The organism is Burkholderia sp. Bp8986, from assembly GCF_003854225.1.
In the GTDB taxonomy this organism is placed as follows: Bacteria; Pseudomonadota; Gammaproteobacteria; order Burkholderiales; family Burkholderiaceae; genus Burkholderia.
Genome location: NZ_QTQM01000001.1, coordinates 53,003 through 79,801, shown reverse-complemented (window position 1 = coordinate 79,801; position 26,799 = coordinate 53,003). Strand labels below are relative to the sequence as shown.

The following is a 26,799-nucleotide window of genomic DNA, read 5'->3' as shown; positions in this document are numbered from 1 at the left end:
CATGACGACGCTGAAGCAAACCCCTTCGCAGACGGTCGGCCCGTACTTCGCGTACGGCCTGTGCCCGCAGCAATACGACTACGACCTGAAGAGCCTGTTCACGCCGGCGATCGCCACGCCCGACGCCGAAGGCGAGCACGTGCTGCTGGTCGGACAGGTGTTCGACGGCGACGGCAACGTCGTCAGCGACGCGGTGCTCGAATTCACGCAGGTGGACGGCGCGGGCCGCTATCCCGCGTCGCGCGACGACATCGCGAAGTCCGGCTTCACGGGCTTCGCACGCGTCGGCACGGGCACCGATGCGCAGCACCGCTTCGTTGTCCAGACGGTCAAGCCGGGCCGCGCCGCCGCCGACGAAGCGCCGCACATCAACGTGACCGTGATGATGCGCGGGATCCTGACCCACGCGTTCACCCGCGTGTATTTCGACGACGAAGCCGCGGCGAACGCGGCCGATCCGGTGCTGAACCTCGTGCCGGCCGAACGCCGCGCAACGCTCGTCGCAAAGCGCGACGCGCAACCGGGCCGGCCCGTCGTGTACCGCTTCGACATTCGCATGCAGGGGCCGGACGAGACCGTGTTCTTCGACGTGTGACCCGCGAGCCGGCGCACGCCGGCTGCCCGCACCGAACCGCCGTGTGGCGCGATACCGACAGGCATCGCGTCGTGCGGCGGTTTTCGCTTTCGGGCCCCCACATTCGATGCCGTGCCGCAGCACGCCCGATCGGGACGGCCGATGCCCTTGGTTGACTGCTCCCGCCTCCGGTATCAAACGCGCGATTGAAACGCATGCTGCGACAGCACATGAATCGTCGGGCCCGCACGATATCGTTTGCGCGTTACACGGCGTATGCTTTGCTATCCGCCCGACACCGACGGGATTGAATCGGAACAGGCAACAATTTCACCCGCAATGCGCGAACACTGCCCCGCTGCCTGAGCGCGCATTTTTCTGACCGAGTGCCTTCAAGCGCGTCTGACCGAAACCTGGCAGACGCGTTTTTTTCGTCCGCGACCGGAGCACGCCGCCGCACTCGCCGCCGCCTCCGCTCCGGCTAGCGGCGAACCTCCAGATACCGGCTCGGCGTTTCGCCGAGGATGCGGCGAAACGCCGACGTAAAGGCGCTCGCGCTCGCATAGCCCAGATCGAACGCGACCCGCGTCACCGGCTGCCCGTCGCTCAGGCGGGTAATCGCCGCCAGCATGCAGACCTGCTGACGCCAGGCGGCGAAACTCACGCCGGTCTGCGCGCGGAACAGCCGCGTAAACGTGCGCCGGCTCACGCCCGCGTCGGTCGCCACCTGGTCGAGATCGGCCGCGATCGACGGCGACGCGAACAGATGCCGGCAGATCTTCGCGAGGCGCGCGTCGGCCGGCAGCGGCGCGTGCAGCGACAGCCGCGGCATCGTCGCGATTTCCGCGACCAGCAGCGCCATCAGCTTGCCCGCCCGGCCGTCGACGTCGTACATCGCCGGCAGGTCGATCGCATCGTCGATCAGTTGCCGCAGGAGCGGCGACACGCCGTACACGCCGCACTGGTCCGGCAGCCCCGCGGCCTCGGCCGTGTCGTCCGACACGAACGTGTTGAGCATCGTGACCGGCCCGGTCATCGTCATTTCGTGCCGCACGCCGGCCGGCACCCAGCACGCGCGCTGCGGCGGCACCAGCCAGCGGCCGTGCGGCGTCGACACGCTGATCGTGCCGCGCGACGCGAACGCGAACTGCCCGCGCCGGTGCGCGTGCTCCGGAAACGTCGTGCCCGCCGCGTAGTCGTTGGCGGTCACCACGACGCTGCGGGGAATGTCTTCGTAGGGATCCAGCAGCGAATTTCTCAAGGCCCGAATTCCATCATGAATGACCCGATATCGAAGGCGGGTCACCTTCGATCGGTCTACGATCCGCTCCACGCTTGCGCGACCGGATGGCCGCAAGACCCGACGGCCGAATCGGCCGGATAGCGACTTCTTCGGAGCGGAGATGCCCAATACGTTTCATCGCGTGGGGGACGGCCCCTACCCTGTTCTCGTGCTGCACGGCTGGTTCGGCGACGCGCGTGCGTTCGAGCCCGTCGAGACGTGGTTGTCGCACGAACGCTTCACCTATGTGTTCATGGACTACCGCGGCTACGGCGGCATGCGCGGCGCGCACGGCGCGTACTCGATCGCCGAAATCGCCGCCGACACGCTCGCCCTCGCCGACGCGCTCGGCTGGCGCACGTTCAGCCTCGTCGGCCACTCGATGGGCGGCATGGCGATCGAGAAGGTCGCCGCCATGGCGCCCGACCGGGTACGCGCGCTGGTGCCGATCGCGCCGGTGCCGTGCGGCGGCCTGCCGTTCGACGCCGCGCGACGCGCGCTATTCGAACGCGCCGCCGACCAGCTCGCCGATCGCCGCACCATCATCGATCGCAGCACCGGCGGCCGGTTGCCCGCCGTCTGGGTCGAGTGGAAAGCCGCGTATTCGGCATCCTGTTCGTCGCCGCACGCGTTCGGCGCGTACTTCCGCGCGTGGGCCGACACGGATTTCAGCGACGAGATCACGGGCCGCCATCCGGTGAAGGTGCTGATCGGCGAACACGACCCGGCGTTCGACGCGGCGCTGATGGCGCGCACCTATCTGCGGCGCTATCCGCGCGCGACCGTCGACGTGCTGCGCAATGCCGGTCATTACCCGATGAACGAAACCCCTCTCGCGCTGGTCGCCGCGATGGAAGCGTTCCTGCTCGACACGGCGGCAGACCGCGCGCCCGGTGCGTGACGCGCCGCGCATCGGCGGCCTCCGGTCGGCACGCATCACCGCAGCATGAACGACATGGCCGACAGGCTGTTCAGCGTGCGCACCACGTGCTCGACCGACGGCCCGTCGAAGCGCAGCGTCACCGCATCGACCCGCTCGAGCGACGGCAGCACGCAGAACAGATCGGCGAGCGCGGCCGTCTGCACGCGCAGCGTGCAAGCAGCCGGCGCGGGCCGGTGCGCGCCCGCACGCCAGCCGGACGACAGCGCATGCACGACCGTTTCGCGTGCGGCGGTCGCGATGCGCGCGCAGGACGCGGCCGGCGTGAGCGTGTCGCCGCTCGATGCACCGCCGGCCGTCTTGACCGTCTCGAAACGCGCGTCCGGAAACAGCGGCCGGGTTTCCTCGGCGAATACGTCGTCGCCCGACGCCAGCGCGACGTGCGCGCCGTATTCGCGCGCCAGCGCGCCGTACAGCCCGGCTTCGCCAAGTTCGACGCCGTTCAGCCACACCTGCGTGAACGCGAAGCTGTTGATGGTGTGCGCAAGCACGCCGCGCGTCTGCGACTTCGCATGAAAGCCGATCATGAACACGAGGTCGGGCTGCTGCTCGAGGCCCGCCATCATCCCCAGCGTGCGCGGCTTGCCGAGCACGACGCGGGCGCGGGCATCGAGCCCGTCGGGCAACAGATTGCGGAAACCGCCGTGCGAATCGTTGACCCAGACGGCCTTCGCGCCGCCGGCGAACGCGCCTTCGATCGCCGCGTTCGCCTCGGCGGTCATCCAGCGGCGCGCACGTTCGTATTCCGGATTGCCGGCACGCGTCTGCTCGAGGGCGAACACGCCGGCGACACCCTCGATGTCGGTCGAGATCAGAATCTTCATGAATGGCTCGGACGTCCTTCGTTGCCTGCGTTGAATAACCGCTCGAGCTCGGGCACCGCATCGCGCAGCGATTGCCGTACGTGGCCGTCGCGGCCGGTCACGGTCACGGCCTGCAGCAGCGCGACGGTCGACGCATCGTGCGCGATCGTGTACGCGGTGGAAAAGGCGAGCGCGATGTCGCCGCTGCCATGCCCGTAGACCGAGCCGGTGCGGGCGAGCCCCGCGCCCGCGCGGCGCGCGAGCCGCGACAGTTGCCGCGCGTCGAGCGGCGCATCGGTCGCGAGCAGCAGGATGATCGAGCCTTGCTCGGGCGGCGCCGCGTGCGTCGGCTGAGCGTCCGCTGCGGCACGCCGCTGCGCGACGATCCGTCCGACCGGCACGCCACCGAGCATCAGCATCGGCAGCCGGCCGAAATTCGCGAGCACCAGCGCGCCGACCGTATACGGCCTGCCGGCCGCGACGGCCACGCGCGACGCGGAGCCGATCCCGCCCTTCAGGTCGAAACACGACATCCCGCGCCCGGCGCCTACCGCGCCACGTGCGAAATCTCGCGCCGCGGTATTGCAGGCTTCGTCGTGATGCGCGGCCGTCACCGCGAACGCCTGGATGTCGTTCAGATAGCCGTCGTTGCACTCGAACACGAGCGGGTTGACGGTCGGCCAGTCGCGGCCGATTTGCGGGTTCTCCGCGACCGCCGCGCGAATCTGCGCCTGCGCCACCGCGCCGACGCCGAACGTGTTGGTCAGCGCGATCGGCGTATCGAGCGTGCCCAGTTCGTCGACCTGCACGAGCCCGACGCTCTTGCCGAAGCCGTTGATCACGGCCGCGCCGGCCGGCACCTTGCTGCGGTACAGGTCGCCCGGGTGCGGCTTCACGACGGTGACGCCCGTCTGCACGTCGCCCGCATCGAGCGTCGCATGGCCGACCGTCACGCCCGGCACGTCGGCGATCGTGCCGCGCGGCCCGGCCGGCAGCGTCGCGGCCCACATGGGCACGGCTCGCATCAGCGCCGCTCCAGCTTCGGGTCGAGCGCGTCGCGCAGCCCGTCGCCGAGCAGGTTGAACGCGAGCACGGTCAGGAAGATCGCGAGGCTCGGGAAGATCGCGACGTGCGGCGCGGTCACCATGTCCGCGCGCGCCTCGTTGAGCATCGCGCCCCACTCCGGCGTCGGCGGCTGCGCGCCAAGCCCGAGGAACGACAGGCTCGCGGCAGTGATGATCGACGTGCCGATCCGCATCGTGAAGTAGACGACGACCGACGACACGGTGCCCGGCAGGATGTGCCGCATGATGATCGTCCAGTCGGACGCGCCGATGCTGCGCGCGGCTTCCACGTAGGTCATGTGCTTGAGCATCAGCGTGTTGCCGCGCACGAGCCGCGCGAACGCCGGAATGCTGAAGATCGCGACAGCGCAGATCACGTTGACCATCCCGTTGCCGAGGATCGCGACCACGCCGATCGCGAGCAGGATCCCCGGGAACGCGAACAGCACGTCGGCCACGCGCATCGTGATGCGGTCCCACCAGCCTTCGTAGTAGCCGGCGAGCAGCCCGAAGAACGTGCCGATGAGCGCGCCGAGCGCGACCGAGAAGAAGCCGGCCGCGAGCGAGATGCGCGTGCCAGTGACGATCCGGCTGAAGATGTCGCGGCCAAGCGAGTCGACGCCGAACCAGTGCACGGCCGACGGCCCCGCGTTCAGCGCGTCGTAGTCGAAATAATTCTCCGGATCGAACGGCACGATGTGCGGGCCGACGAAGGCCAGCACGACGAGCGCGAGCACGAAGCCGCCGGCGACCAGCGCGACGGTCTGCTTGCGGAACTTGCGCCAGAATTCACGCCACGGCGTGCGGATCGTGTTCGATGCGGCCGGCGCCGCGGGCTGGACAGTCGCGTTCATGCTGGCCTCACGCTCACTTGAACCGGATGGTCGGGTTGATGACCGCGTACAGCACGTCGACGGTCAGGTTGATCAGGATGAATTCGAGCGAGAACAGCAGCACGATCGCCTGGATCACCGGGTAATCGCGCATCGTGACCGCATCGACCAGCAGGCGCCCGAGCCCCGGCCAGTTGAACACGGCCTCGACGACGATCGAGCCGCCGAGCAGGAAGCCGAACTGCAGCCCCATCATCGTGACGACCGGGATCATCGCGTTGCGCAGGCAATGCTTGAGCACCACCAGCGGCTCGTGCACGCCCTTCGCGCGCGCGGTGCGCACGTAGTCCTCGTTGAGCACCTCGACGAACGACGCGCGCGTGAAGCGCGCCATCACGGCCGCGACCGCGGCGCCGAGCGTCAGCGATGGCAGCACGTAGCTCTTCCACGTGCCGTCCGGCACGACCGGCAGCCAGCCGAGCTTCACCGAGAAGATCTCCATCAGCAGCATGCCGAGCGCGAACGCCGGAAACGAGATGCCCGACACCGCGATCGTCATCCCGAGGCGGTCGGGCCAGCGGTTGCGCCATACCGCCGACGCGATCCCGATCGCCATCCCGAACGCCGTCGCCCACACCATGCTGACGAGCGTGAGCAGCAGCGTCGGCATGAAGCGCTCGCCGATCTCGGTCGACACCGGCCGCTTGCTGCGCGTCGACGTGCCGAAATCGCCGTGCGCGATCTTCACGAAGAAGTTCGCGAACTGCGCGGGCAGCGGCCGGTCGAGCCCGAGATCGGTGCGCACCAGCGCGACCGTCGCGTCGTCGGCTTCGGGGCCGGCCGCGAGCCGCGCCGGGTCGCCCGGCAGCAGGTGCACGAACAGGAACACCAGCACCGCGACGATCGCGAGCGTGGGCAGCAGGCCGAACAGGCGTTTGACGAGAAAATTCAGCATGGGACACCGATCGAATCAGCGCGCCGGCAGCTTGCGCCGCCGGCGCCGGACAGCAGGCAAGCTGCCGTCATTTCACCGAGATTTCGTCGAAGTTGAACGAACCGTCCGGCATCACGTACATGCCGTGCAGGCGCTTGCTGCGCGCGTAGACGATCTTCTCCTGCACCAGGAAGATCCACGGCGCGTCGGCCCACACCAGCTTCTGCGCGTCGGCGTACAGCGCGGCCTTCTTCGCGTTGTCGGTCGTCTCGAGCGCCTTCGCGAGATCGTCGTCGACGGCACCGTTCTTGTAGTACGCGGTGTTGTAGAGCTTCGGCGGCGCCGACGTGGACGCGAGCAGCGGCGACAGCGCCCAGTTCGCCTCGCCCGTCGAGGCCGACCAGCCGCTGTAGTACATCCGCACCGGCGCCGCCGCCGGATCCTGCGCGCTCTCGACCTTCGCGACCCGCTCGCCGGCCTCGAGCGCCTGCACCTGCACCTTCACGCCGACCTGCGCGAGCTGCTGCTGGACGAACTGGATCAGCTTCTGCGCCGTCGAATGGTTGTACGCGGACCAGAGCGTCGACTCGAAGCCGTTCGGATAACCGGCCTCCTTCAGCAGCGCGCGCGCCTTCGCCGGATCGTACGGCCAGGGCCCGAGCTTGGTCGCGTATTCGACGCCGACCGGGGCGACGCCCGTCTGCGGGGTCGCGTAGCCGGCGAACACGACCTTCGCGAGCGCCTCCTTGTTGACCGCGTAGTTCAGCGCTTCACGCACCTTCGGATTGTCGAACGGCTTCTTCTGCGTGTTCAGCGAGATGTAGCGCTGGATGATCGACGGCCGCTCGATCAGCTCGACCTTCGGATTGCTCTTCAGGTCGGCCGCCTGCTCGAACGGAATCGTGAACGCGAAATCCGCCTCGCCGGTCTTGAGCAGCGCGGCGCGCGTGTTGTTGTCGACCACCGGCTTCCAGTCGATCGAATCGACCTTCGGATAGCCCTTCTTCCAGTAACCGGCAAACTTCTTCACCTTCATGTCGTCGGTCTGCTTCCATTCGACGAACTCGAACGGGCCCGTGCCGACCGGGTGCAGCGACACGTCGCGCCCCCACTTCTTCAGCGCGGCCGGCGAGATCATCACCGCCGACGGGTGCGCGAGCGTGTTGATGAACGCGGAGAACGGCTCGCGCAGCGTGAAGCGCACCGTCATCGGATCGACCACCTCGGTCTTCTCGATCACGCGGAACAGCCCGTAGCGCTTCAGCTTGTTCGCCGGATCGGTCACGCGGTCGAAGTTCGCCTTCACCGCGTCGGCGTTGAAGTCGGTGCCGTCGTGAAACTTCACGCCCGGGCGCAGCTTGACCGTGTAGACCTTCGCATCGGGCGACGCCTGGTAGCTCGTCGCGAGCACGTTCACGAGCTTCATGTCCTTGTCGAAGCCGAACAGCCCTTCGTAGAACGACTTCACGACGGCCTGCGACACCGTGTCGTTCGCGTCGTACGGGTCCATCGTCGTGAATGTCGAGTACACGGCGACCACGACGTTCTGCTGCGCGAACGCGGGCGCGGCGACCGAGAGCGCGAGCGCGCCTGCCCCCGCGGCGAACAGCGCGCGCGGGCGGAACATCGGGAACGAATGCGGCTTGTTCATCTTGTCTGGCTCCTGTGGATGATTCGGTAACGCGTGGTGGAAATCGCGGCGCGACTGCATCCGCTCCGGGAAGTGACGCCGTTGCCTGGCGCGTGCGCAGCTGCGGTCCATATGCGCCTCGCCGCGCAATCAATACGCGCCGCCGACGCGATGCGTCGCGACGTAGTGATCGGGGCCGACCGCGACGAGCGGTGCGACGATCGGCTCGTCGCCGACCGCGCGGATCGGGCTCGGAATCTCGTCCGCCGCGAGCTGGCGCGGCGCATGCCGGCGTGCCGGGTCGGCCACCGGCACCGCGCTCATCAGCTTCCTCGTGTACGGATGCTGCGGCGCCTCGAACACCGCGCGGCGCGGGCCGATCTCGACGATCTGGCCGAGATACATCACCGCGACCCGATGGCTGACGCGCTCGACGACGGCCATGTCGTGCGAGATGAACAGATACGCGACGCCGAGCTCGCGCTGCAGGTCGAGCATCAGGTTCACGATCTGCGCCTGCACCGACACGTCGAGCGCGGACACCGATTCGTCGGCGATCACGACCTTCGGATTCAGCGCGAGCGCGCGCGCGATGGCGATCCGCTGGCGCTGGCCGCCCGAGAATTCGTGCGGATAGCGGCGCGCGGCCTCCGGCGGCAGGCCGACCTTGTCGAGCAGCCAGTCGACGCGCGCCTGCGCGTCGCGGCCGCTCGCGACACCGTGCACGAGCAGCGGCTCCATGATCGAGAAACCGACCGTCAGGCGCGGGTTCAGCGACGCGAACGGATCCTGGAAGATGAACTGGATGTTCCGGCGCAGCGCCTGCAGGTCCTGGCCCTTCAGCGCGCTGATGTCGCGGCCGTCGAATTCGATCGAGCCGCTCTGCGATTCGACGAGGCGCAGCAGCGAGCGGCCGGTGGTCGACTTGCCGCAGCCCGATTCGCCGACGAGCGCCAGCGTCTCGCCCGCGCGCAGCTCGAAGCTCACGCGCTCGACCGCATGCACGTACTGCGACACGCGGCCGAACACGCCACTCTTCACCGGAAACCGCGTGACGAGATCGCGCACGCGCAGGATCGGCGGCGCGGCCGGATCGACGCGCGGCTGCCCGGCGGCGGGGACCGCGGCGGCATCGGCCGCATCATTCGCGTCGTTCGCGGCAGGCGCCGGCGCGGCCGCGCTCGCGCCGTCCACCTTCAGCAGCGGAAATTTCTCGGGGATATCGGTGCCGTGCATCGAGCCGAGCCGCGGCACGGCCGCGAGCAGCGCACGCGTGTAGCGATGCGCGGGCGTCGCGAAAATGCGCTCGGACTCGCCCTCCTCGACCTTCTCGCCGCGATACATCACCAGCACACGATCGGCCACTTCGGCCACCACGCCCATGTCGTGCGTGATGAAGATCACGCCCATGTTCATTTCGTCCTGCAGGCCGCGGATCAGTTGCAGGATCTGCGCCTGGATCGTCACGTCGAGCGCGGTCGTCGGTTCGTCGGCGATCAGCAGCGCGGGCCGGCACGACAGCGCCATCGCGATCATCACGCGCTGCCGCATCCCGCCGGACAACTGGTGCGGATAGCGCGCGAACACGCGGCGCGCCTCCGGAATGCGCACGAGATCGAGCAGCCGCAACGCTTCCGCGCGCGCCTCGGTCGCGCTCTTCGACTGGTGCAGCGCGATCGCCTCGCTGATCTGGTCGCCGACCGTAAACACCGGGTTCAGCGACGTCATCGGCTCCTGGAAGATCATCGCGATGTCCGCGCCGCGGATCCCGCGCATCGTCGCCGCACTCGCCTGCGCGAGGTCGACGAGCGCGCCGCCGCGGCGCCGCAACGCGATCCGGCCGCTCGTGATCTCGCCGCCGCCGTGCTCGACGAGCCGCATCAGCGCGAGCGACGTGACCGACTTGCCGGAGCCCGATTCGCCGACGATCGCGAGCGTCTCGCCGCGATCGACGTGAAACGACACGTTGCGTACCGCGTCGAACGTCGCGTTCTCTCGTCGGAACATCACCGACAGGTCGTCGACGGCGACCACGCGCTGTTCCGGCAGCACCAGCGCGGACGGGGTTCGGCTCGAAGTCATGCGAAGGTCTCCTCGTACGATCCGGAATCAGGCCGCATCGTCGCGATAGATGCCGACCACGGGCGTCTCGCCGACGCGTGCGTAGCCGCGATACATCCCTTCCGTGTTGAACGGCATCGCGACGTTGCCGTGCGCGTCGACCGCGACGATCCCGCCGCGCCCGGCCAGGCGCGGCAGCTTGTTCATCACGACGTCGTGCGCGGCGTCGGCAAGCGACGCGCCGCGATAGGCCATCTGCGCGGCCACGTCGTGCGCGGTCGCGAGCCGGATGAACATCTCGCCGGTGCCCGTCGCGGAGACCGCGCAGGTCGCGTCGTCCGCGTAGCAGCCGGCACCGATGATCGGCGAATCGCCGACGCGTCCGGGCTGCTTGTTGGTGATGCCGCCGGTCGACGTCGCCGCCGCGATATGGCCGCGCAGGTCGCACGCGACCGCGCCGACCGTGCCGTGCTTGCGGTCGGGATCGAGCGGCTCGGCCGGCTGCCCGGCGCCGAACGCGAAGGTCGCCGCGTCGTGGTCGAGCATCATGCCGGCCGCCTCGCGCGCCTTGAGCCACTGCGCACGACGCGCTTCCGTGTCGAAGTAGCCGGGCTCGGCGAGTTCGAGGCCCTGTGCGGCCGCGAACGCATCGGCGCCCGCGCCCGCGAACAGCACGTGCTCGCTTGCCTCCATCACGCGCCGCGCGGCGAGGACCGGATTGCGCACGCGGGTCGCGCAGCAGATCGCGCCGGCCGCGAGCGTCGTGCCGTCCATCACCGCCGCGTCGAGCTCGTGCTTGCCTTCGGCCGTATAGACGGCGCCGCGCCCGGCGTTGAACAACGGGCAGTCCTCGAGCATCCGCACGGCGACGGTGACGGCGTCGAGCGCGCTGCCGCCGTCGGCGAGCACCTTCTGCGCGGCCTGCAGGATCGCGGTGAGCTCGGCGCGGTAACGGCGTTCGGTGTCGGTGTCCATCGCCTCGCGCAGGATCGTGCCTGCACCGCCATGAATCGCGACGATCGCGGATGAAGTCATGATTTTTTCGGACCGGAAGAAGAAGGGTTGGCGGCCGGCAGCGCCGCTTGCGGCTGGACCAGCCACGGCAACAGGAATTCGGTCATTTCGGCGGCGGACTTCGCGGAGCGGTGCGTGCGCAGCGCGACCGCGTCGATCAGCGCCTCGATCATCGTCAGCACGGCCGCTTCCGACGTGGCCGCGAAACGCCGATCGGCCTTCACGTACAGGTTCAGCGACGCGATCGGTGCCAGCGGCGAACCGGGCCCGTCGGAAATGCCGAGCACGCGCGCGCCGCGCGCCGCCGCGCGGCGGGCCAGCTCGATCGTGTCCTTCACGTAGCGGGGAAACGCGAGCGCGATCACGAGATCGCGCGAGTCGGCCGTGTACAGGCGCCGCGCCGCATGCGACGGGCCGCCGAGCAGCGCGAGCGACTGCACGTTGTCGTGACACACCGACAGGCCGTGTTCCATCAGCCCGGTCAGAAACGCGCTCGAACCGGCGCCGAGGATCAGCACGCGCCGCGCGCCGACGATCGCCTCGACGGCCGCTTCGACGTCGGCCGCATCCAGCTGCGCGCGCGTGTTCTCGATGTTCGTGACGGCCTGGTCGAACACCGCGTCGATCCACGCGGCGCCGCGCACGCCCTGCTCCTGCTCTTGCTCCTGCGCGGAACGCAGCCGTTCGACCGGGCCGAGCGTCGCCTCGAAGCCGCGCACGAGCGCGGCGCGCATCGCCGGATAACCGTCGAAGCCGAGCGCCTTCGCGAAGCGGTTCGCGGTCGCGATCGATGCGTTCACGGCCTGCGCCAGCTCGTCGATCCGCATCGTCGCCGCGCGGAACGGATTCGCGAGCACGAACTCGCCCATCCGGCGGTGGATCGGCGTCATCCGCGGCATGGCCGACGCGATGCGCTCCGCGATCGCGGATTCCTCGTGACTGACATCGTGCGGAAGGAGCGGCGTCATGCGAATGGTTTTGCAAGGTGGATGAAAATCAATTTACACAATCTGCCGACAGGAAAAAAATAAATTTTCATCAGGGTTGTCACGCCCATTGCCGGGCCCGGCTGATGCAGTCGGCCCGTCGACGGCCGCTCGGCCCCGGCAAGCGGGCGTTCGGCGCTCGGTCGTCACGCAACGCGCCGGACACCCGATCTGCACGCCTATCGGGAATACCCCAAGCATGTTCGTTCGAATGCAGATTCACGTTGACCTGATTCGAATTCGAACATAGGATGCTCGAAAATGATCAGTCGTCCGATAACATCAGCTTTCGACAACATCGAAATGTTCGATTGAATGTGGTCATTTCGAGAAAAACCGGGCGAATCGGCGCCCACCAAGATCGGACATCGTACAAATAAGACTGAACGAGACGCCCTAGCCGGGCGACTTGCATGGATCAGGAGACAGCAGTGAAAACAGTCAAGGCGTTGCGCTGGTGGATCATCGTGCTGGTATGCCTCGGCACGATCCTCAACTACCTCGCTCGAAACTCCCTCGCGGTGCTCGCACCGGAACTGAAGCAGGTGTTCGCGATCTCGACGCAGCAGTACTCGTATATCGTCGGCGCATTCCAGATCGGCTACACGATCATGCAGCCGGTGTGCGGGTTCATCGTCGACCTGATCGGGCTGCGGCTCGGGTTCGCGCTGTTCGCGATGCTGTGGTCGGTGGTCGGCGTCGCGCACGGCTTCGCGTCGGGCTGGCTGTCGCTCGGCATCCTGCGCGGCTTGCTCGGGCTGTTCGAGGCCGCCGCGATTCCGTCGGGGATGAAGGCCGTCGCCGAATGGTTTCCCGATCGCGAGAAATCCGTCGCGGTCGGCTACTTCAACGCCGGCACGTCGCTCGGCGCCGCGATCGCGCCGCCGCTCGTCGTGTTCCTGTCGATGCGGTTCGGCTGGCAATCCGCGTTCATGGTCACCGGCGCCCTCGGCTTCCTGTGGGCCGCGCTCTGGTACACGCAGTACCGCTCGCCGGCCTATCATCCGCGCCTCACGTCGCAGGAGCGCACGCTGATCCGCGACGGCCAGGCCACGATGCCGGCCGTGTCGAAGCGCCGGATTCGCGACGTCGTCACCGCGCGCCGCTTCTGGGCGATCGCGCTGCCGCGCTTCTTCGCGGAACCCGCATGGCAGACCTTCAGCTTCTGGATTCCGCTGTACCTCGCCACCGAGCGCCACATGGCGCTCACGCAGATCGCCGTCTTCGCGTGGATGCCGTTTCTCGCGGCCGACCTCGGCGGCATCGCGGGCGGCTACCTGTCGCCCTACCTCGCGAACCGGTTCAAACTGCCGCTCGTGTGGTCCCGCGTCGCCGGCGTCGCGCTCGGTTCGGTGCTGATGCTCGGGCCGGCGATGATCGGGCTCGTGTCGTCGCCGTATACGGCCATTGCCCTGTTCTGCGTCGGCGGCTTCGCGCACCAGATGATCTCCGCACTCGTCAACACGCTGTCGGCCGACGTGTTCGATCCCGAGGAAGTCGGCACCGCCAGCGGCTTCGCGGGCATGGCCGCGTGGATCGGCGGGCTCGGCTTCTCGCTGCTGGTCGGCGCGCTCGCCGACAAGATCGGCTACGCGCCGCTGTTCGCGTGCCTCGGCCTGTTCGACATCATCGGCGTCACGCTGCTCGCGGTGCTGATCCGCGGGCAGTCGAAGCAGGAACGCCTGCTCGCGCAACACGCCTGACCTTCGTTTTCATCAGGAATCGCCTTCATGACTTCGCTTCTTCATCCGCCCGTGTTCCGCGTCGCCGCCCGGCAGGCGAACCGTGTGCTGCTCGCGTCCGACGCGGGCGCGACCCTCGAGATCTTCGTGCTCGAGGACGACATCGTGCGCGTGCGCGTGCTGCCCGACGCAACGCCGCGCAACCCGCGCACCTGGACGATCGCACCGGGCCTCGACGACGTGCCGCTCGAGGGCCGCGACCGTCTCGACCTCGGCGGGTTCGCGCTGCCCGACTACGACTTCGGCGAGGACGACGGCGGCGTGCGCATCGAAACCGCGCAGGTCCGTCTCACGGTAAGCCGGCAAGGCGGCCATTGCACGTGGTCGATGCGTGGTGCCGACGGCGCGTGGCGCGTCGTGCTCGCCGACCGCGCGACGCAGGCGTACAACTTCGGCTGGTGGGACGACCGCGCCTATCACTACGTCGCCCGCGAGCGCGGCGACAAGGTGTTCGGCCTCGGCGAACGCGCGGGCGACCTCGACCGTACCGGCGCGCGCTTCGAGATGCGCAACATCGACGCGATGGGCTACAGCGCGAAGCACACGGATCCGCTCTACAAGCACATCCCGTTCTACGTCACCTGGTCGCCCGACGCGTGCCAGGGTTTCGGGCTGTTCTACGACACGCTGTCGGATTGCGCGTTCGACATGGGCCGCGAGCTCGACAACTACCACGGGCTGTACCGCTACTTCGTCGCCGAGCACGGCGATCTCGACTACTACTTCATCGCATCGCCCGACACGCCGCTCACGGCCGCACGACGCTTCACGTGGCTCACCGGGCGCCCGGCGCGCACGCCGAAATGGGGGCTCGGCTATTCGGGCTCGACGATGAGCTACACCGACGCGCCGGACGCGCAGCGCCAGATGAACCAGTTCGTCGAGCAGTGTGAATCGCACGACATCCTGTGCGATTCGTTCCACCTGTCGTCGGGCTATACGTCGATCGGCGCGAAGCGCTACGTGTTCAACTGGAACCGCGAGAAGTTTCCCGACGCGAAGGGATTCGTGAAGCACTACCGCGACCACGGCATCCGCCTGTGCGCGAACATCAAGCCGTGCCTGCTGCGCGACCATCCCGCGTTCGACGACGCTGCACGGCGCGGGCTGCTGATCCGCTCGGCGTCCGGCGAGCCGGCGTGGGTGCAGTTCTGGGACGAGGTCGGCGCATATATCGACTTCACGCAACCGGACGCTTGCCGCTGGTGGCGCGAGCAGGTCACGTCGGCGCTGCTCGACTACGGGATCGAGTCGACCTGGAACGACAACAACGAATACGAGATCTGGTCGCCCGACGCGATCGCGCACGGCTTCGGCCAGCCATTTCCCGCGCGCGAGGCGAAAGTGCTGCAGACGATGCTGATGATGCGTGCGTCGCGCGACGCGCAGCGCGCGCATGCGCCGGCGCAGCGGCCGTTCCTCGTGTCACGCTCCGGCGGCGCCGGCATGCAGCGTTATGTGCAGACCTGGTCCGGCGACAACTACACGTCATGGGAAACGCTGCGCTACAACCTGAAGATGGGCCTCGGGCTCGCGCTGTCGGGCGTGTCGAACATCGGTCACGACATCGGCGGCTTCTCCGGTCCCGCACCGTCGCCCGAGCTGCTGCTGCGCTGGGTCCAGTTCGGCATCTTCATGCCGCGCTTCAGCATCCATTCGTGGAATGACGACGGCACCGTCAATGAACCGTGGATGTATCCGGAGATCACCGCGCGGATCGCGTCGCTGATCAAGCAGCGCTACCGGCTGCTGCCTTATCTCTATCACCTGTTGTGGCTGTCGACCACGCGCTACGAGCCCGTGCTGCGGCCGACCTTCGGCGACTTCCCCCGCGACCCGCGCTGCTACGACGAATGCGACGACATGATGCTCGGCGACGCGCTGCTCGTCGCGCCGGTGGTCGACCCGGGCCGCACGGAACGCACGGTCTACCTGCCGTCGGGCGCGCGCTGGCTGTGCTGCGCGAGCGCGCGATCGTTCGACGGCGGCGCGAGCGTGACGCTGCCCGCGCCGCTCGACACGCCGGTGATGCTGTTGCGCGAAGGCCGTGTGCTGCCGCTGAACGTCGCCGAGCAACGCTTCGGCGCGCGCGCGGACACGCGCGGCTTCCTCGTCGCGCCACGCATCGAGGACGGTGTCGCATACGGCGAATGCGTCGAGGACGACGGCGAAACGGAAGCGTGGCGCGACGGCGAATACGGGCTGTGGCGCATCGAGACCGGCCGCCAGGCGTCGGGCGAACTCGGCGTGTCGGTCCGCTGGGACGGCCGCATGCATCGCCCCGCCGAGCGCCTCGAGATCCTGCTGCCGGCGTCGCTGCAAGGCGCGCTTGCGGTGCGCGGCGCGCGCGTCGAGCACGATGCGCGGGACGGCGCGTGGCGTCGACTCGTCGTGGCGCTCGACGACTGACCGCGCACGCTCGGGCAAGCGCCGAGCCATGTTCGGGCGGACCGCGCACGCGGCCCGCCCCGCCATCCAAGAGGAGGCCGTCCAGCCTCCCGCCCCCTGAAGAGACCTGGAGATCGACAATGAAGGCACCGCATCATCATTATGCAATCCTGATTTTATCCGCCGCGTCGCTCGGCGCTTCCGCCGCCCATGCGCAGAGCAGCGTGACGCTGTACGGCGTGGTCGACGATTCGCTCGCGTACGTGAACAACCAGCAAGGCCACTCGAACGTGTACATGCGCGACGGCAACCTGTATGCGTCGAAGTTCGGGCTGCGCGGCGACGAGGATCTCGGCGGCGGCACGCACGCGATCTTCGACCTGCAATCCGGCTTCAACCTGAACACCGGCGCGCAAGCCGCCGCCGGCACGATCTTCAACCGCCAGGCCTTCGTCGGGCTGCGCAACGACCATTACGGCACGGTGACGGCCGGCCGCCAGTACACGCCGTACTTCCTGCTGGTCGGCCCCTACGCGTCGAGCAGCTGGCTGACCGGTGCGACCGGCGCGCATCCGGGCGACATCGACGGCCTCGACACGACCATCCGCGTGAACAACTCGGTCACCTATACGTCGCCGACCTTGTCCGGGCTGACCGCGAGCGCGATGTACGCGTTCGGCGGCATCGCCGGCGCGACCGGCAAGGGCAATACGTTCAGCGCCGCGCTGCGCTATGCGAACGGGCCGGTCGGGATCGCGGCCGGCTACCTGCGCATCAACAGCTCGGGTTCGTCGGTGGGGTTCCTGAATCCGGCGACCGCGGCGTCGGGCAGCTTCGCCGTGTCCGTGCTGAACCAGGGCTACCTGACCGCGAAGGCTGTCGAGCAGGTCGCGACGGCCGGCAACTACACGCTCGGCAACCTGACGATGGGCCTCAACTACTCGAACGTGAAGTACCTGCCCGGCAGCGGCTCCGCGTTCGCGAACACGGCCGTGTTCAACACCTACGGCGCGCTCGCCGCGTACCGCTTCACGCCGACCTTCTCGGTGGCCGGCGCGTTCGCGTACACGCTCGCGTCGAAGGCAAACGGCGTGTCGAACGCGGCCCGCTACCAGCAGTATTCGCTGAAGGAGTCGTACAGCCTGTCGAAGCGCACGACGCTCTATGCGCTGCAGGCGTACACGCATTCGAGCGGGCGCACGCTCGGCGCGCAAGGTGCCGGCCATATCGTCGACGCGGCGCCGATCGTCGGCGACTCGCAGCAGCTCACGCCGTCGACGACGCACGGCCAGTTCGTCGGCATGGCCGGGATCGCCGTGACGTTCTGAAATCGCGGCAGCGCATCGCCCGCCGGCGCCCCGGACGGTCCGCATCATCCGGGGCGCCGGATTCCGCGCCTCGTCTGCGCTCGGTCTGGGCTCCGTCGCACTCGCCGGCTCAGTGCGAGGGTGTTCGCGATCGGCCCGATACCCTACAATTCGTCAGGTTAACCCCTGCTGCTTGCCCCTTCTTGCAGTCCCGACACCGCGCTACACTCGACGCACGCCGTATCAGGGTCCGACGTGCGACGCGCGCGCCGGGCGGCGTCGCGCCTCGTTGCGCCCACAACTGGATGCCAGCCATGCCAGGTTCCCGTCCCTCGACCCGCACGGCGTTAGAGCCGCAGGCCGTCGCCCCCAGCACGCCCGCCACCGCGCGCGAGGCCATGCTGATGCCCTTCTTCCACTGGGGCTTCCATGCGTGGGCGATCTACGGGCTGACGGGGCTCGTGCTCGCGTACTTCGGTTTCCGCTACAACCTGCCGCTGACGCTGCGGTCCGGGCTGTATCCGATGCTGCGGGAGCGCGTGAACGGCCGGATCGGCCACGCGGTCGACGCGTTCATCGCATCGTGCGGACGCGTGGCCTCCGACGGAGTCGCACGATGAGCGGCCTGCTGCACGATCGCACCGGCGACTTCATCGCGCTCGCGACGCTCGCGGTGCTTTACCTCGGTGGCGTCGGCCTCGCGCTGTGGCGAATCCGCACCGCCGCGCCGCGCGGCAAGGTCTACTGGATCGTCTGCATCGCGTTGCTGGCCGGCGGTGCGATCGCGATCACCGCCAACCTGTCGCCCGTGCCGAACAGCGGCGAGATGCCGCCCGGTTTCGCGCTCGGCGTCGAGGCGGTGCTGCTCGGGCTCGCGCTCGTCGCGGCGGGCTGCGCGTGGCTGATGTTGCGTGCGAGGCGCGGCTGATATCTGTCGCTTGCGCGGCGGCGCAGCCTTGCCTTGCCATGCGCGAACGGCAGCGTGCATGCCGAACGTCGGTCGTCCTCGTAGCCTGGCGCGTCATGCAGACGGCGCCCGCGCCGTGACGAGCCAGCACGCCGCGTCGAACCGCACGTCAGCGCCCTGCACGTAAGGCTCGAACGCAGCGCGCACCGTTTCGACCACGCGCCGCCGCGTCGCGTCGTCCGCGTCCTGAAGCGCGAGCCCGACCGGGCCCAGTCGCGCGATGTAGTCGTTCAACGCCGCCTCGGGCAACGCGCACGCCTGGTCGATCGGCTCGATCGCGATGTCGGCCCAGCCGCTGTCCGACAGCACCGACGCGATCCGCTGCCGGTCGCCGAACGCGAATTGCCCCGGCGCCCCCGGCTGCCGCGCCGGCAGGTCCGGCAGCAACGTTGCCGCGACACGCTCGGCCGTCGTCATGAACGGATTGTCGGCGGCGCCGCGCCATGCAACGAATCGCAGTTGCGCGTTCGCGTGCGCCGCTTGCCGCAGGTTCGCGAAGGCGCGCACCGGATCGTCGAAGAACATCACGCCGAAGCGCGACACGATCAGGTCGAACCGAGCCGGCGCGAATGCATGCGTCTGCGCATCGGCATGCACGAAGCCGGCGCCCTGGCCGGCGCGTTCGGCACGCGCCCGTGCGGCGGCAATCATCCGCGCCGAAATATCGACGCCGGTACAGTGCGCGTGCGCACCAAGCCGCCGTGCGATCGCGAGCGTCACCGCGCCGGTGCCGCAGCCGACGTCGAGCACGCTGCGCGCGGATGCCGCGGCCGCCGCGTCCGCGAGCAGCGTCTCGAACGGCTCGAACATCCGGTCGAGCGAGCGCTGCGCGTCGACCCATGCCAGCCCCGACGGACCATTCCACAGCGCAGACTGCGCTTCGTTTGCCCGGCTGTCTTTCATCGTCGATTCTCCTTTTTCGTCCGTATCGTTGACCGTGATCCGGACTATGCTGCTTCAAGCCGGCTTGAGGTCAAGGCCGCGACCGCGGCACGACTCGCGCGCCGGCCGGCTGTCGGACTCCGCCCTTCACATTTCTTACACTCGCGCTGCGTATCGTTGACGACTTTCCTACGGTGCCTCTCATGCGACGACTCCTCCCGCGCGCACTGCTCGCGCGCTGCGCTCCGCTTGTTGCCCTCGCGGCGCTGTCCGCGTGTTCGAATCACATCGATACGCCCGCCGATCCGGCCAGTACCGCGATCAACCTCCAGGCCGCGTGGATCGAGATCGGCGACGCGAACCAGGCGATCGCACGCGTGATCACGAGCTACAGCCCTGCATCCGCGAGCGATCCGCTGTGCCCGCAACTGTCCGTCGACGGCAAGCTGTCGCGCATGACGCTGCGCGCCGGCGCCGCGACCGTTGCGCAGCGTCCGACGGCGAGCGCCGCGGCCGACTCGAAACCGTCGAGCTTCCCGGTGTCGGTCTGCGAAGCGGCGCTGCCGGCCGATGCGCAAACGGCGAGCGTCGCGGGCCGCGCACTGCCGCTGCCGAAAGCGCAGCCGCAGCGCATCGCGATCATCGCCGACACCGGCTGCCGGATGAAGAAGGCCGACAACGCATGGCAGGCGTGCAACGACGCGACGGTCTGGCCGTTCGACACGATCGCGGCGAGCGTCGCGAAGCTGTCACCGGACCTCGTGCTGCACGTCGGCGACTATCACTACCGCGAAAACGCGTGCCCGCCCGACATCGCCGGCTGCAAGGACAGCCCATGGGGCTATGGCTGGGATGCGTGGCAGGCCGACCTGTTCCGCCCGGCCGCGCCGCTGTTCGCGAAGGCGCCGTGGGTCGTCGTGCGCGGCAACCACGAGGAATGCGCACGGGCCGGCCAGGGCTGGTACCGCTTCCTCGATCCGCGCCCGTATTCGGCGGCCCGTTCGTGCGACGATCCGGCCAACGACGACGACGCGAACTACTCGGATCCCTATGCGGTGTCGCTCGGCGGCGGCACGCAGGTGATCGTGTTCGACACCGCGAAGGTCGGCCGCAATCCGCTGAAGACGACCGACGCGCAATTCCGCATCTACCAGAAGCAGTTCCAGACGGTCGCGTCGCTCGCGTCGAAGGCCGGCATGTCGACGACGATCTTCACGAACCACCATCCGATCCTCGCGTTCGCGCCGATCGCCGGCAGCACGCCCGCGCCGGGCAACCTCGCGCTGCAGTCGGTGATGGCGAGCCTGAACGCGCAGGCGTACTACCCGCCCGGCATCCACGTCGCGCTGCACGGGCACGTGCACGACTTCCAGGCGATCAACTTCTCGTCCGGGCATCCGGCGACGATCGTGTCCGGCAACGGCGGCGACAACCTCGACGTCGCGCTGCCCGACCCGTTCCCCGCCGGCCTGACGCCGGCGCCGGGCGCCGTGATCGAACGGCTGTCGCACAACAACAGCTTCGGGTTCCTGATCATGGAGCGACGCGGGGCGCCGGCGACGGGCTGGGTGTTCCATGCGTATTCGGCGGCGGGCAAGCTGCTCGCGTCGTGCGACCAGTCGGGCAACACGCTCGCATGCGACAAGACGGGGTTCATCGCGCCGTGAGGGACGAAGTTCGATTGCATGGCGGTTTGATGGATTCTGCGGATTCGGCGGATTCGGCGGATGCGGCGGATGCGGCGGATGCGGCGTGTTCGGCGTGTTCGGCGTGTTCGGCGTGTTCGGCGTGTTCGGCGTGTTCGGCGGATGCGGCCGGCTGCCGGGAAGGAATGGCTGGATCGCGAAGGCGGCCGATTCCTTCGGTCGCCCTCGCCGGGCGTCCGGCGTCCGCCGCGGTTGCGGCCGCCGGCGGACGGGCGGTACGCGCCCTTGCCGCCGCCGTGCTCGCCGGAGCGGCGCTCGCGGCCCACGGCGCACCTGCCGAAACGACCCTGCTCCCCGGCGCGCCGCCGGCGCGCGTCGTCGGTACGATCGGCAACGGCACGCCGCAGGTGACCGACAAGGTCGACGCGGCCACCGCCCGTTTCGCGCCCGACCCGACGCTCGTCGCGCTGGGCCGCCGGATCTTCTTCGATCCGCGGCTGTCCGAGCCGCGCGGCATGTCGTGCGCGGGCTGCCACGATCCGGGGCGCGCGTTCGCGCCGACCTTGTCGGCCGCTTCGCTCGCGGGGCCGGGCGTGCCGGAAGGCAGCCGCCACGGGCGCTTCAGCCAGCGCAACGCGCCATCGCTGCTCTACGTGCGCTACGTGCCGCGCCGCCACTTCTACCAGGACGACGACGCGCCCGCGCCGTCGCCGTTCGGCGGCCTGTTCAGCGACGGCCGCGCGGACACGCTCGCCGAACAGATCCGCGGGCCGTTGTTCGACCCGAACGAGATGAACAACCGGTCGCCGGCCGCGCTGCTGCGCAAGGTCGACGGCACCGAACTGGCGGGCGATCTCGCCGCGCGCTTCGGCACGTCGGTGCGGCGCGATCCCGAGCAACTGGTGCGGGCGCTCGGCTCGGCCGTCGAAGCCTATCTGCAGAGCGACGAGATGGCGCCGTTCACGTCGCGCTTCGACGCGTTCCTGCGCACGCGCAAGCCGCTCGCGCCGGCCGAGATGCGCGGCCTGGCGCTGTTCCGCAATCCCGACAAGGGCAATTGCATGAGCTGCCATACGCTGTCGGAAACGTCGAGCCGGCCGGAGCGCTCGCTCTTCACCGATTTCGGCTACGACGCGATCGCGGTGCCGCGCAACCACGCACTGCCCGCGAACCGCGATCCGCGCCATTTCGACAACGGTCTGTGCGATACGGCTGCGCGGCTGCGCTGGCCCGAGCCGACGCAATGGTGCGGCTACCTGCGCACGCCGGGACTGCGCAACGTCGCGGTCAAGCAGACGTTCATGCACAACGGCGTGTTCACGACGCTGCGCGACGCGGTCGCGTTCTACAACACGCGCTCGACCGACCCTGGCCGCTGGTATCACGGCGCCCGGACGTTCGACGACGTGCCGGCCGCCTATCGCGGCAACATTAACGTCAATTCGACGCCGATGAACCGCCGGCCCGGCACGCCGCCCGCGCTGACCGACGCGGAAATCGACGACATCGTCGCGTTCCTCGGCACGCTGACCGACGCACGCTACGCGAATCCCGTTCCGGCCGCCGCCCGCATCGCCCGCGCCGCCGCGCCGGCGCGTTGACCCTGGCCGAACGGCCAGGCGCGTGCGCATCCGCTTGCGGTCGCCGCAAACACTGGTTATATTTACAGTACTGTATTTATGAACAGTGAGGTGCGCGATGGAACATCTGGTCCGTATCGTCAACGACACCGATCGCCAAGTGCTGGCATGGCTGCGTGCGCAGGTGGGCGACGCCCGCGTCGAGCGTGCGGCGCGCCAGCTCGGGCATACGCGAAAGCCCTTTCCGTCGGCGGTATGCCGGTATCTGGGCATGAGCGCGCCGGCCACGCTGCGCCCGGCGGAGCGGCCGCGTGCCGCACGCGACTTCTCGGTCGGAGATCGCTATCTGTCGCTGATCCGTCAGCACCTCGCCGCGCATGCGGTCAGCCGATGAAATCGCCGAAATCGTATCGTCGGCGTGTCGCCGCGCGGCGGCCGGCCGCGGAGAATGCGGCGAGCCGGATCGGCCGGCCCGTGCTCTCGTCACGACCGCCGAGCCCGGTAGCCAACGCGCCAGCCCGGCCGACACCCGCCCTGCTCACGCAGCGGCCGCCGCGTCGCGTATCAACTGGCCGAGCGTTTCGATTGCCGCTTCATGTGCCGTGTCGAACACCCGCGTGCAGGCAAGCCGGATATACGCGTCAAAGCGGTCGGAATTCGAGAAGATCGCGCCTGGCGCGATCCTTACCCCGCGTGCGAGCGCGGCATCGAACAAGGCTTCGGAACGCACGCCGTCGGGCAGCGCGATCCACAGCAGCATGCCGCCGGGCGGCCGGTTCATCCGCGTGCCGGCGGGAAAATGGCGCGCGATCGCATCGATCGTCACATCGCGCTGCACGCGAAGCTGTTCGCGAAACCGGTGCAGGTGGCGGTCGAACGCACCCGAGCCGACGAATTCGGCCGCGACGGCCTGCAGCAACGCGGCGTTGTGCCGGCTTTGCGCGAACTTGAGCATCTTCACGCGCGCGTGCCAGCGGCCCGCGCTCATCCAGCCGAGCCGCATTCCGGGCGCCAGCACCTTGTTGAGCGACGGGCAATAGATCACCGTGCCGTCGCGGTCCCATGCCTTCACGGGTTTCACCGCGTGCGGCGCTTCCACGAGTTCGCGATACGGCTCGTCCTCGATCACGGCCACGCCGCGACGCGAGCACAGCGCGACCAGCGCGGCCTTGCGTTCGTCGGGCATCACGCTGCCGAGCGGGTTCTGCAGATTCGGCACGACGACCACGGCCCGAATATCCGGGTACGCGGTCAGCGCCACGTCGAGCGCTTCGATCGACAACCCGGTCGTCGGGCTGGCCGGAATCTCGAGTGCACGCAGGCCGAGGCTTTCGAGCAGCTGGATCAAGCCGAAAAAGGCCGGCGATTCGATCGCGATCGTGTCGCCGGGGCGTGCCACCGCGCGCAACGCGAGATTCACGGCATCGACGCCGCCGCTCGTCGACATCACGTCGTCCGGCGACACGGTCACGCCGTACGACAGCGCGCGTTTGGCCATCGTCTGCCGGAATTCGGCCGAGCCGCCAACCGGCCCCGCGTCGGTCAGCAGCGTCGGCTTGCGCCGTAGCAGCCGGATCGCCAGCGCCTGCAGGCGCTCGGCCGGGTACAGCGTCGCCAGCGCGGATGCGCCACCGAGATTCAGCGCGTCGGGCCTCGCGTTCGCACGATCGATCACGCGCGACACGCGTTCGTGCAGCCCCGCGAACGGCGGCTCGACGCTCAGCGGCTGCCCGTCGCTTTCCGGCAGCGTGTCGAGCGCGGCCACCGCGCGCCGGCGCACGAAGTAGCCCGAGCGCGGCCTGGCTTCGCACCAGCCCGTATCCTCGAGCCGCCGGAAGGCCTGGGTCGCGGTAGACAGGCTCACGCCGTGCTGCGCCATGAACGCACGCACGGACGGCATCCGGTCGCCGGGCGACAGCGTGCCGGCCGCGATGATGCGGCGGTAATGCTCGGCGAGCCGTTCGTAAAGCGGCTCGCCGGCCATCGGCAAAGTCATGCGGGATGGATCGGTGATGGGCGTCATGCGGGTCATCCTGCCCGCGCGCCCGGGCGCACGCCAGATACAGATTCCGGGGAAACTCACCGATACAGCAACATGAAATCGCCGTCTGCACCGTAACAGATACCCGTCCCCTGAATCTGTCCTGTCCGCACGCGTTTCCTTAACCTGATTGCACGCTGTCGCCCTGCCATCGCCGGGCCGCGCAACCGGGAAAAGGACACGCCATGCGGACGCACGACATCCGGCTCGACGCCGGGCAAAGCCACTTTGCGTGGTTCGACAAGGGCAGCCGCGTCATCGTGCTCGACGGCGCGCTCGCGGTCACGTTACGTCACGGCGGGCTCGACTGGCTGCCCGATGCGCCGCAATACGTTCGCCGCGTGCTCGACGAAGGCGAATGCCTGACGATCGAGACGGCCGGTCACGTGGCATTGTCCGCCGGCGGCGCCGGGCCGGTTGCCGCGACCGTCGCGGCGCCCGTGGCCAAGCCCGGCGTATTCGCGGTGTGGCGTGCGTGGCTGCAGCGGGCGTCCGCGCGGCTGCTCGGCGAGCGGCATGTGCGCGAGCAGTCCTGACGCGATGGCTACAACACCGTCGCCGGTGTCGCCACGCGATCACCGTGTCGCTCCACCCGGCGACGAATTCGAACCCGGCCGCGCGACGCCTACACACCGTCGCCGGTGTCGCCACGCGATCACCGTGTCGCTCCACCCGGCGACGAATTCGAGCCCGGCCGCGCGACGCCTACACGCCGTCGCCGTTGTCGCCGCACGATCACCGTGTCGCCCCCCCCCGGCGACGAATTCGAGCCCGGCCGCGCGACGCCTACACACCGTCGCCGTTGTCGCCGCACGATCACCGTGTTGCTCCCCCGGCGACGAATTCGAGCCCGTCCGTCGCCCTCGCCGGGCCGGGCCGCTTCGGCCACGCCGACAATCTCGGCCGCAGCAGCCGCGCGTTGCTACCGCACCTTCCGCGCGCGCTCGATCCATTCGAACAATGCCATCCCGGCCAGCATCGCGCCGACGAACGCGATGCCCTTCAACGACCCGAGCCCGATCGACACGATCGCCGGCCCCGGGCAGAACCCGGCAAGCCCCCAGCCGATGCCGAACACGGCGCTGCCGGCGACGAGGCGCACGGTAATCGTCCGCCCGGCCGGCCACTGGATCGGCAGGCCGAGCAACGACCGCGACCGGTGCTTCGCCCATGCGAACGCGAACACGGCGACGCCGATCGCGCCGGCCATCACGAATGCGAGCGACGGATCCCAGCGGCCGGCCAGGTCGAGAAAACCGAGCACCTTCTGCGGGTTGGCCATCCCCGACACGATGAGGCCGACGCCGAACATCAGCCCCGCCAGAAACGCGAATCCTGCCTGCATGTCAGCCCCCGAGCACGTGCCGTTGCACGAATACGGTCGCGAAGCCCGCGACCATGAAGACCGCCGTCGCGACGATCGAGCGCGTCGCGCCGCGCGACAGCCCGCAGACGCCGTGACCGCTCGTGCATCCGCCCGCATAGCGCGTGCCGATCCCGACCAGCAGGCCGGCCGCCAGCAACTCGCCCCAGCCTGCATCGACCTGCGGCGTCACGGCGGCACCGGCGACACGCATCAGCAGCGGCGCGGCGATCAGCCCGGCGACGAACGCGGCACGCCAGCCGCGCTCCGCCGCACCGGCCGTAAACAGGCTGCCGACGATACCGCTGATTCCGGCGATCCGCCCGTTGAACGCCATGAGCCACGCGGCCGCAAGCCCGATCAGCACGCCGCCGGCAAGCGACAGCCACGGCGTGAAATGAAGCGCATCAAGCTGCATCGCGCGTCCCCTTCGCGGCCGGGCCGCAGAACTGTTCGTACAGCACGCCCATCACCGCGATCGCAGCCAGGCTGTCGAGCGAGTAGTGGATGTTCTTGCCTTCGCGGCGCGTGCGGACGAGCGCGTTGTCCCGCAACACACCCAGCTGCTGCGACAGCGTCGGCTGGCGAATATCCAGCCGCGCCTCGAGATCGCTCACGCAGCGTTCGCCCTGCGACAGTTCGCACAGCAGCAGCAACCGGTCGGGATTGGACAGCACCTTGAGCAGCGCGCACGCCGATTCGGCGGCGGCGCGCATCTGATCGGGCTCGGGCAGCCCGGTGGAAGTGTCGGCGTTCATGAGG

General features: G+C 69.0%; 24 protein-coding genes and 1 pseudogene. 11 read left to right on the top strand and 14 right to left on the bottom strand.

The annotated features are described in order from the left end of the window. Window position 1: 1 nt before the first annotated feature. A complete protein-coding gene (gene pcaG, locus DID99_RS00350; RefSeq protein ID WP_044842915.1) occupies window positions 2-595 on the top strand; it encodes a protocatechuate 3,4-dioxygenase subunit alpha in 594 nt (197 codons plus the stop codon). A gap of 460 nt (window positions 596-1,055) precedes the next feature. Here the strand turns inward: pcaG and DID99_RS00345 are convergent, their stop codons facing one another. Next, a complete protein-coding gene (locus DID99_RS00345; RefSeq protein WP_124665788.1) occupies window positions 1,056-1,835 on the bottom strand; it encodes a helix-turn-helix domain-containing protein in 780 nt (259 codons plus the stop codon). Between the two features lie 142 nt (window positions 1,836-1,977). On the opposite strand from DID99_RS00345, the gene DID99_RS00340 reads away from it, so the two are divergent. After that, entirely contained in the window at window positions 1,978-2,757 is a 780-nt protein-coding gene (locus DID99_RS00340; protein WP_124665979.1) for an alpha/beta fold hydrolase, read from the top strand. A 35-nt stretch (window positions 2,758-2,792) separates the two neighbouring features. On the opposite strand, the gene DID99_RS00335 is transcribed toward DID99_RS00340, so the two are convergent. From DID99_RS00335 to DID99_RS00300, 8 genes are all read right to left on the bottom strand, one after another. Beyond that, window positions 2,793-3,620 (bottom strand): M55 family metallopeptidase, encoded by an 828-nt coding sequence (locus DID99_RS00335; protein ID WP_124665787.1) that lies wholly within the window; start codon window positions 3,618-3,620, stop codon window positions 2,793-2,795. After that, window positions 3,617-4,624, bottom strand: a complete 1,008-nt coding sequence (locus DID99_RS00330) for a P1 family peptidase (RefSeq protein WP_124665786.1) — start codon at window positions 4,622-4,624, stop codon at window positions 3,617-3,619. Before DID99_RS00330 ends, DID99_RS00335 begins: the two co-directional genes overlap by 4 nt. After that, entirely contained in the window at window positions 4,624-5,517 is an 894-nt protein-coding gene (gsiD, locus tag DID99_RS00325; RefSeq protein ID WP_044842910.1) for a glutathione ABC transporter permease GsiD, read from the bottom strand. Before gsiD ends, DID99_RS00330 begins: the two co-directional genes overlap by 1 nt. Window positions 5,518-5,530: 13 nt before the next feature. After that, window positions 5,531-6,451 (bottom strand): glutathione ABC transporter permease GsiC, encoded by a 921-nt coding sequence (gsiC, locus tag DID99_RS00320; RefSeq protein WP_124485001.1) that lies wholly within the window; start codon window positions 6,449-6,451, stop codon window positions 5,531-5,533. Between the two features lie 67 nt (window positions 6,452-6,518). Continuing rightward, window positions 6,519-8,081 carry a glutathione ABC transporter substrate-binding protein GsiB gene (gsiB, locus tag DID99_RS00315; RefSeq protein ID WP_044842908.1) on the bottom strand — a complete coding sequence of 521 codons (1,563 nt, stop codon included), beginning with the start codon at window positions 8,079-8,081 and terminating at the stop codon, window positions 6,519-6,521. Between the two features lie 129 nt (window positions 8,082-8,210). Further along, complete coding sequence (locus DID99_RS00310; protein WP_124665785.1) at window positions 8,211-10,142, bottom strand: dipeptide ABC transporter ATP-binding protein; 1,932 nt, start codon at window positions 10,140-10,142, stop codon at window positions 8,211-8,213. Window positions 10,143-10,169: 27 nt separating this feature from the next. Further along, window positions 10,170-11,156, bottom strand: a complete 987-nt coding sequence (locus DID99_RS00305; RefSeq protein WP_124485004.1) for an isoaspartyl peptidase/L-asparaginase family protein — start codon at window positions 11,154-11,156, stop codon at window positions 10,170-10,172. Then, window positions 11,153-12,103, bottom strand: coding sequence for a MurR/RpiR family transcriptional regulator (locus DID99_RS00300; protein WP_124665784.1), 951 nt, complete (start codon window positions 12,101-12,103; stop codon window positions 11,153-11,155). Before DID99_RS00300 ends, DID99_RS00305 begins: the two co-directional genes overlap by 4 nt. A 449-nt stretch (window positions 12,104-12,552) precedes the next feature. Here DID99_RS00300 and DID99_RS00295 point away from each other — a divergent pair, with 449 nt between their 5' ends. From DID99_RS00295 to DID99_RS00275, 5 genes and pseudogenes are all read left to right on the top strand, one after another. Beyond that, window positions 12,553-13,824 (top strand): MFS transporter, encoded by a 1,272-nt coding sequence (locus DID99_RS00295; RefSeq protein WP_124519659.1) that lies wholly within the window; start codon window positions 12,553-12,555, stop codon window positions 13,822-13,824. 27 nt (window positions 13,825-13,851) lie between these two features. Continuing rightward, entirely contained in the window at window positions 13,852-16,272 is a 2,421-nt protein-coding gene (locus DID99_RS00290) for a glycoside hydrolase family 31 protein (RefSeq protein ID WP_124665783.1), read from the top strand. A 119-nt stretch (window positions 16,273-16,391) separates the two neighbouring features. Then, window positions 16,392-17,579, top strand: a complete 1,188-nt coding sequence (locus tag DID99_RS00285; RefSeq protein ID WP_124665782.1) for a porin — start codon at window positions 16,392-16,394, stop codon at window positions 17,577-17,579. 326 nt (window positions 17,580-17,905) lie between these two features. Further along, a pseudogene (locus DID99_RS00280) lies at window positions 17,906-18,169 on the top strand (BCCT family transporter); the annotation flags it as partial. A 5-nt stretch (window positions 18,170-18,174) separates the two neighbouring features. Beyond that, window positions 18,175-18,486 carry a hypothetical protein gene (locus DID99_RS00275; RefSeq protein WP_044843140.1) on the top strand — a complete coding sequence of 104 codons (312 nt, stop codon included), beginning with the start codon at window positions 18,175-18,177 and terminating at the stop codon, window positions 18,484-18,486. 93 nt (window positions 18,487-18,579) lie between these two features. Here DID99_RS00275 and DID99_RS00270 read toward each other — a convergent pair whose 3' ends face one another. Then, on the bottom strand, window positions 18,580-19,428 hold the full coding sequence (locus DID99_RS00270) for a class I SAM-dependent methyltransferase (protein WP_124665781.1): 849 nt from the start codon (window positions 19,426-19,428) through the stop codon (window positions 18,580-18,582). Between the two features lie 182 nt (window positions 19,429-19,610). Between DID99_RS00270 and DID99_RS00265 the strand changes: the two genes are divergently transcribed. The 3 genes from DID99_RS00265 to DID99_RS00250 all read left to right on the top strand — a co-directional run bounded on the left by DID99_RS00265 (window position 19,611) and on the right by DID99_RS00250 (window position 23,027). Then, window positions 19,611-21,074, top strand: a complete 1,464-nt coding sequence (locus tag DID99_RS00265) for a metallophosphoesterase (RefSeq protein ID WP_124665780.1) — start codon at window positions 19,611-19,613, stop codon at window positions 21,072-21,074. Between the two features lie 275 nt (window positions 21,075-21,349). Next, window positions 21,350-22,654: a cytochrome-c peroxidase gene (locus DID99_RS00255; protein WP_124665779.1), complete on the top strand. Its 1,305-nt coding sequence runs from the start codon at window positions 21,350-21,352 to the stop codon at window positions 22,652-22,654. 97 nt (window positions 22,655-22,751) lie between these two features. Then, the gene (locus DID99_RS00250; protein WP_044842898.1) at window positions 22,752-23,027 is read left to right on the top strand and encodes a hypothetical protein; all 276 of its coding nucleotides are present in this window, start codon (window positions 22,752-22,754) and stop codon (window positions 23,025-23,027) included. A gap of 144 nt (window positions 23,028-23,171) precedes the next feature. Here the strand turns inward: DID99_RS00250 and DID99_RS00245 are convergent, their stop codons facing one another. Then, window positions 23,172-24,656: a PLP-dependent aminotransferase family protein gene (locus DID99_RS00245; RefSeq protein WP_185500275.1), complete on the bottom strand. Its 1,485-nt coding sequence runs from the start codon at window positions 24,654-24,656 to the stop codon at window positions 23,172-23,174. 203 nt (window positions 24,657-24,859) lie between these two features. Between DID99_RS00245 and DID99_RS00240 the strand changes: the two genes are divergently transcribed. Continuing rightward, window positions 24,860-25,210 carry a hypothetical protein gene (locus DID99_RS00240; protein ID WP_124665778.1) on the top strand — a complete coding sequence of 117 codons (351 nt, stop codon included), beginning with the start codon at window positions 24,860-24,862 and terminating at the stop codon, window positions 25,208-25,210. 386 nt (window positions 25,211-25,596) lie between these two features. Here the strand turns inward: DID99_RS00240 and DID99_RS00235 are convergent, their stop codons facing one another. The 3 genes from DID99_RS00235 to DID99_RS00225 are packed head-to-tail and all read right to left on the bottom strand — an operon-like array spanning window position 25,597 to window position 26,795. Next, window positions 25,597-26,019, bottom strand: coding sequence for a DUF6691 family protein (locus tag DID99_RS00235; RefSeq protein ID WP_124665777.1), 423 nt, complete (start codon window positions 26,017-26,019; stop codon window positions 25,597-25,599). 1 nt (window position 26,020) lies between these two features. Beyond that, window positions 26,021-26,455, bottom strand: a complete 435-nt coding sequence (locus DID99_RS00230) for a YeeE/YedE family protein (RefSeq protein WP_044842894.1) — start codon at window positions 26,453-26,455, stop codon at window positions 26,021-26,023. Beyond that, complete coding sequence (locus DID99_RS00225; protein ID WP_124665776.1) at window positions 26,445-26,795, bottom strand: helix-turn-helix transcriptional regulator; 351 nt, start codon at window positions 26,793-26,795, stop codon at window positions 26,445-26,447. The genes DID99_RS00230 and DID99_RS00225 overlap by 11 nt, the downstream gene beginning before the upstream one ends. Window positions 26,796-26,799: the final 4 nt, after the last annotated feature.

Coding starts and splice junctions, on each gene's coding strand:
- pcaG (WP_044842915.1), top strand. CDS start 2: ATGACGACGCTGAAGCAAACCCCTTCGCAGACGGTCGGCCCGTACTTC.
- DID99_RS00340 (WP_124665979.1), top strand. CDS start 1,978: ATGCCCAATACGTTTCATCGCGTGGGGGACGGCCCCTACCCTGTTCTC.
- DID99_RS00335 (WP_124665787.1), bottom strand. CDS start 3,620: ATGAAGATTCTGATCTCGACCGACATCGAGGGTGTCGCCGGCGTGTTC.
- DID99_RS00330 (WP_124665786.1), bottom strand. CDS start 4,624: ATGCGAGCCGTGCCCATGTGGGCCGCGACGCTGCCGGCCGGGCCGCGC.
- gsiD (WP_044842910.1), bottom strand. CDS start 5,517: ATGAACGCGACTGTCCAGCCCGCGGCGCCGGCCGCATCGAACACGATC.
- gsiC (WP_124485001.1), bottom strand. CDS start 6,451: ATGCTGAATTTTCTCGTCAAACGCCTGTTCGGCCTGCTGCCCACGCTC.
- gsiB (WP_044842908.1), bottom strand. CDS start 8,081: ATGAACAAGCCGCATTCGTTCCCGATGTTCCGCCCGCGCGCGCTGTTC.
- DID99_RS00310 (WP_124665785.1), bottom strand. CDS start 10,142: ATGACTTCGAGCCGAACCCCGTCCGCGCTGGTGCTGCCGGAACAGCGC.
- DID99_RS00305 (WP_124485004.1), bottom strand. CDS start 11,156: ATGACTTCATCCGCGATCGTCGCGATTCATGGCGGTGCAGGCACGATC.
- DID99_RS00300 (WP_124665784.1), bottom strand. CDS start 12,103: ATGACGCCGCTCCTTCCGCACGATGTCAGTCACGAGGAATCCGCGATC.
- DID99_RS00290 (WP_124665783.1), top strand. CDS start 13,852: ATGACTTCGCTTCTTCATCCGCCCGTGTTCCGCGTCGCCGCCCGGCAG.
- DID99_RS00285 (WP_124665782.1), top strand. CDS start 16,392: ATGAAGGCACCGCATCATCATTATGCAATCCTGATTTTATCCGCCGCG.
- DID99_RS00275 (WP_044843140.1), top strand. CDS start 18,175: ATGAGCGGCCTGCTGCACGATCGCACCGGCGACTTCATCGCGCTCGCG.
- DID99_RS00270 (WP_124665781.1), bottom strand. CDS start 19,428: ATGAAAGACAGCCGGGCAAACGAAGCGCAGTCTGCGCTGTGGAATGGT.
- DID99_RS00265 (WP_124665780.1), top strand. CDS start 19,611: ATGCGACGACTCCTCCCGCGCGCACTGCTCGCGCGCTGCGCTCCGCTT.
- DID99_RS00250 (WP_044842898.1), top strand. CDS start 22,752: ATGGAACATCTGGTCCGTATCGTCAACGACACCGATCGCCAAGTGCTG.
- DID99_RS00245 (WP_185500275.1), bottom strand. CDS start 24,656: ATGACGCCCATCACCGATCCATCCCGCATGACTTTGCCGATGGCCGGC.
- DID99_RS00240 (WP_124665778.1), top strand. CDS start 24,860: ATGCGGACGCACGACATCCGGCTCGACGCCGGGCAAAGCCACTTTGCG.
- DID99_RS00235 (WP_124665777.1), bottom strand. CDS start 26,019: ATGCAGGCAGGATTCGCGTTTCTGGCGGGGCTGATGTTCGGCGTCGGC.
- DID99_RS00230 (WP_044842894.1), bottom strand. CDS start 26,455: ATGCAGCTTGATGCGCTTCATTTCACGCCGTGGCTGTCGCTTGCCGGC.
- DID99_RS00225 (WP_124665776.1), bottom strand. CDS start 26,795: ATGAACGCCGACACTTCCACCGGGCTGCCCGAGCCCGATCAGATGCGC.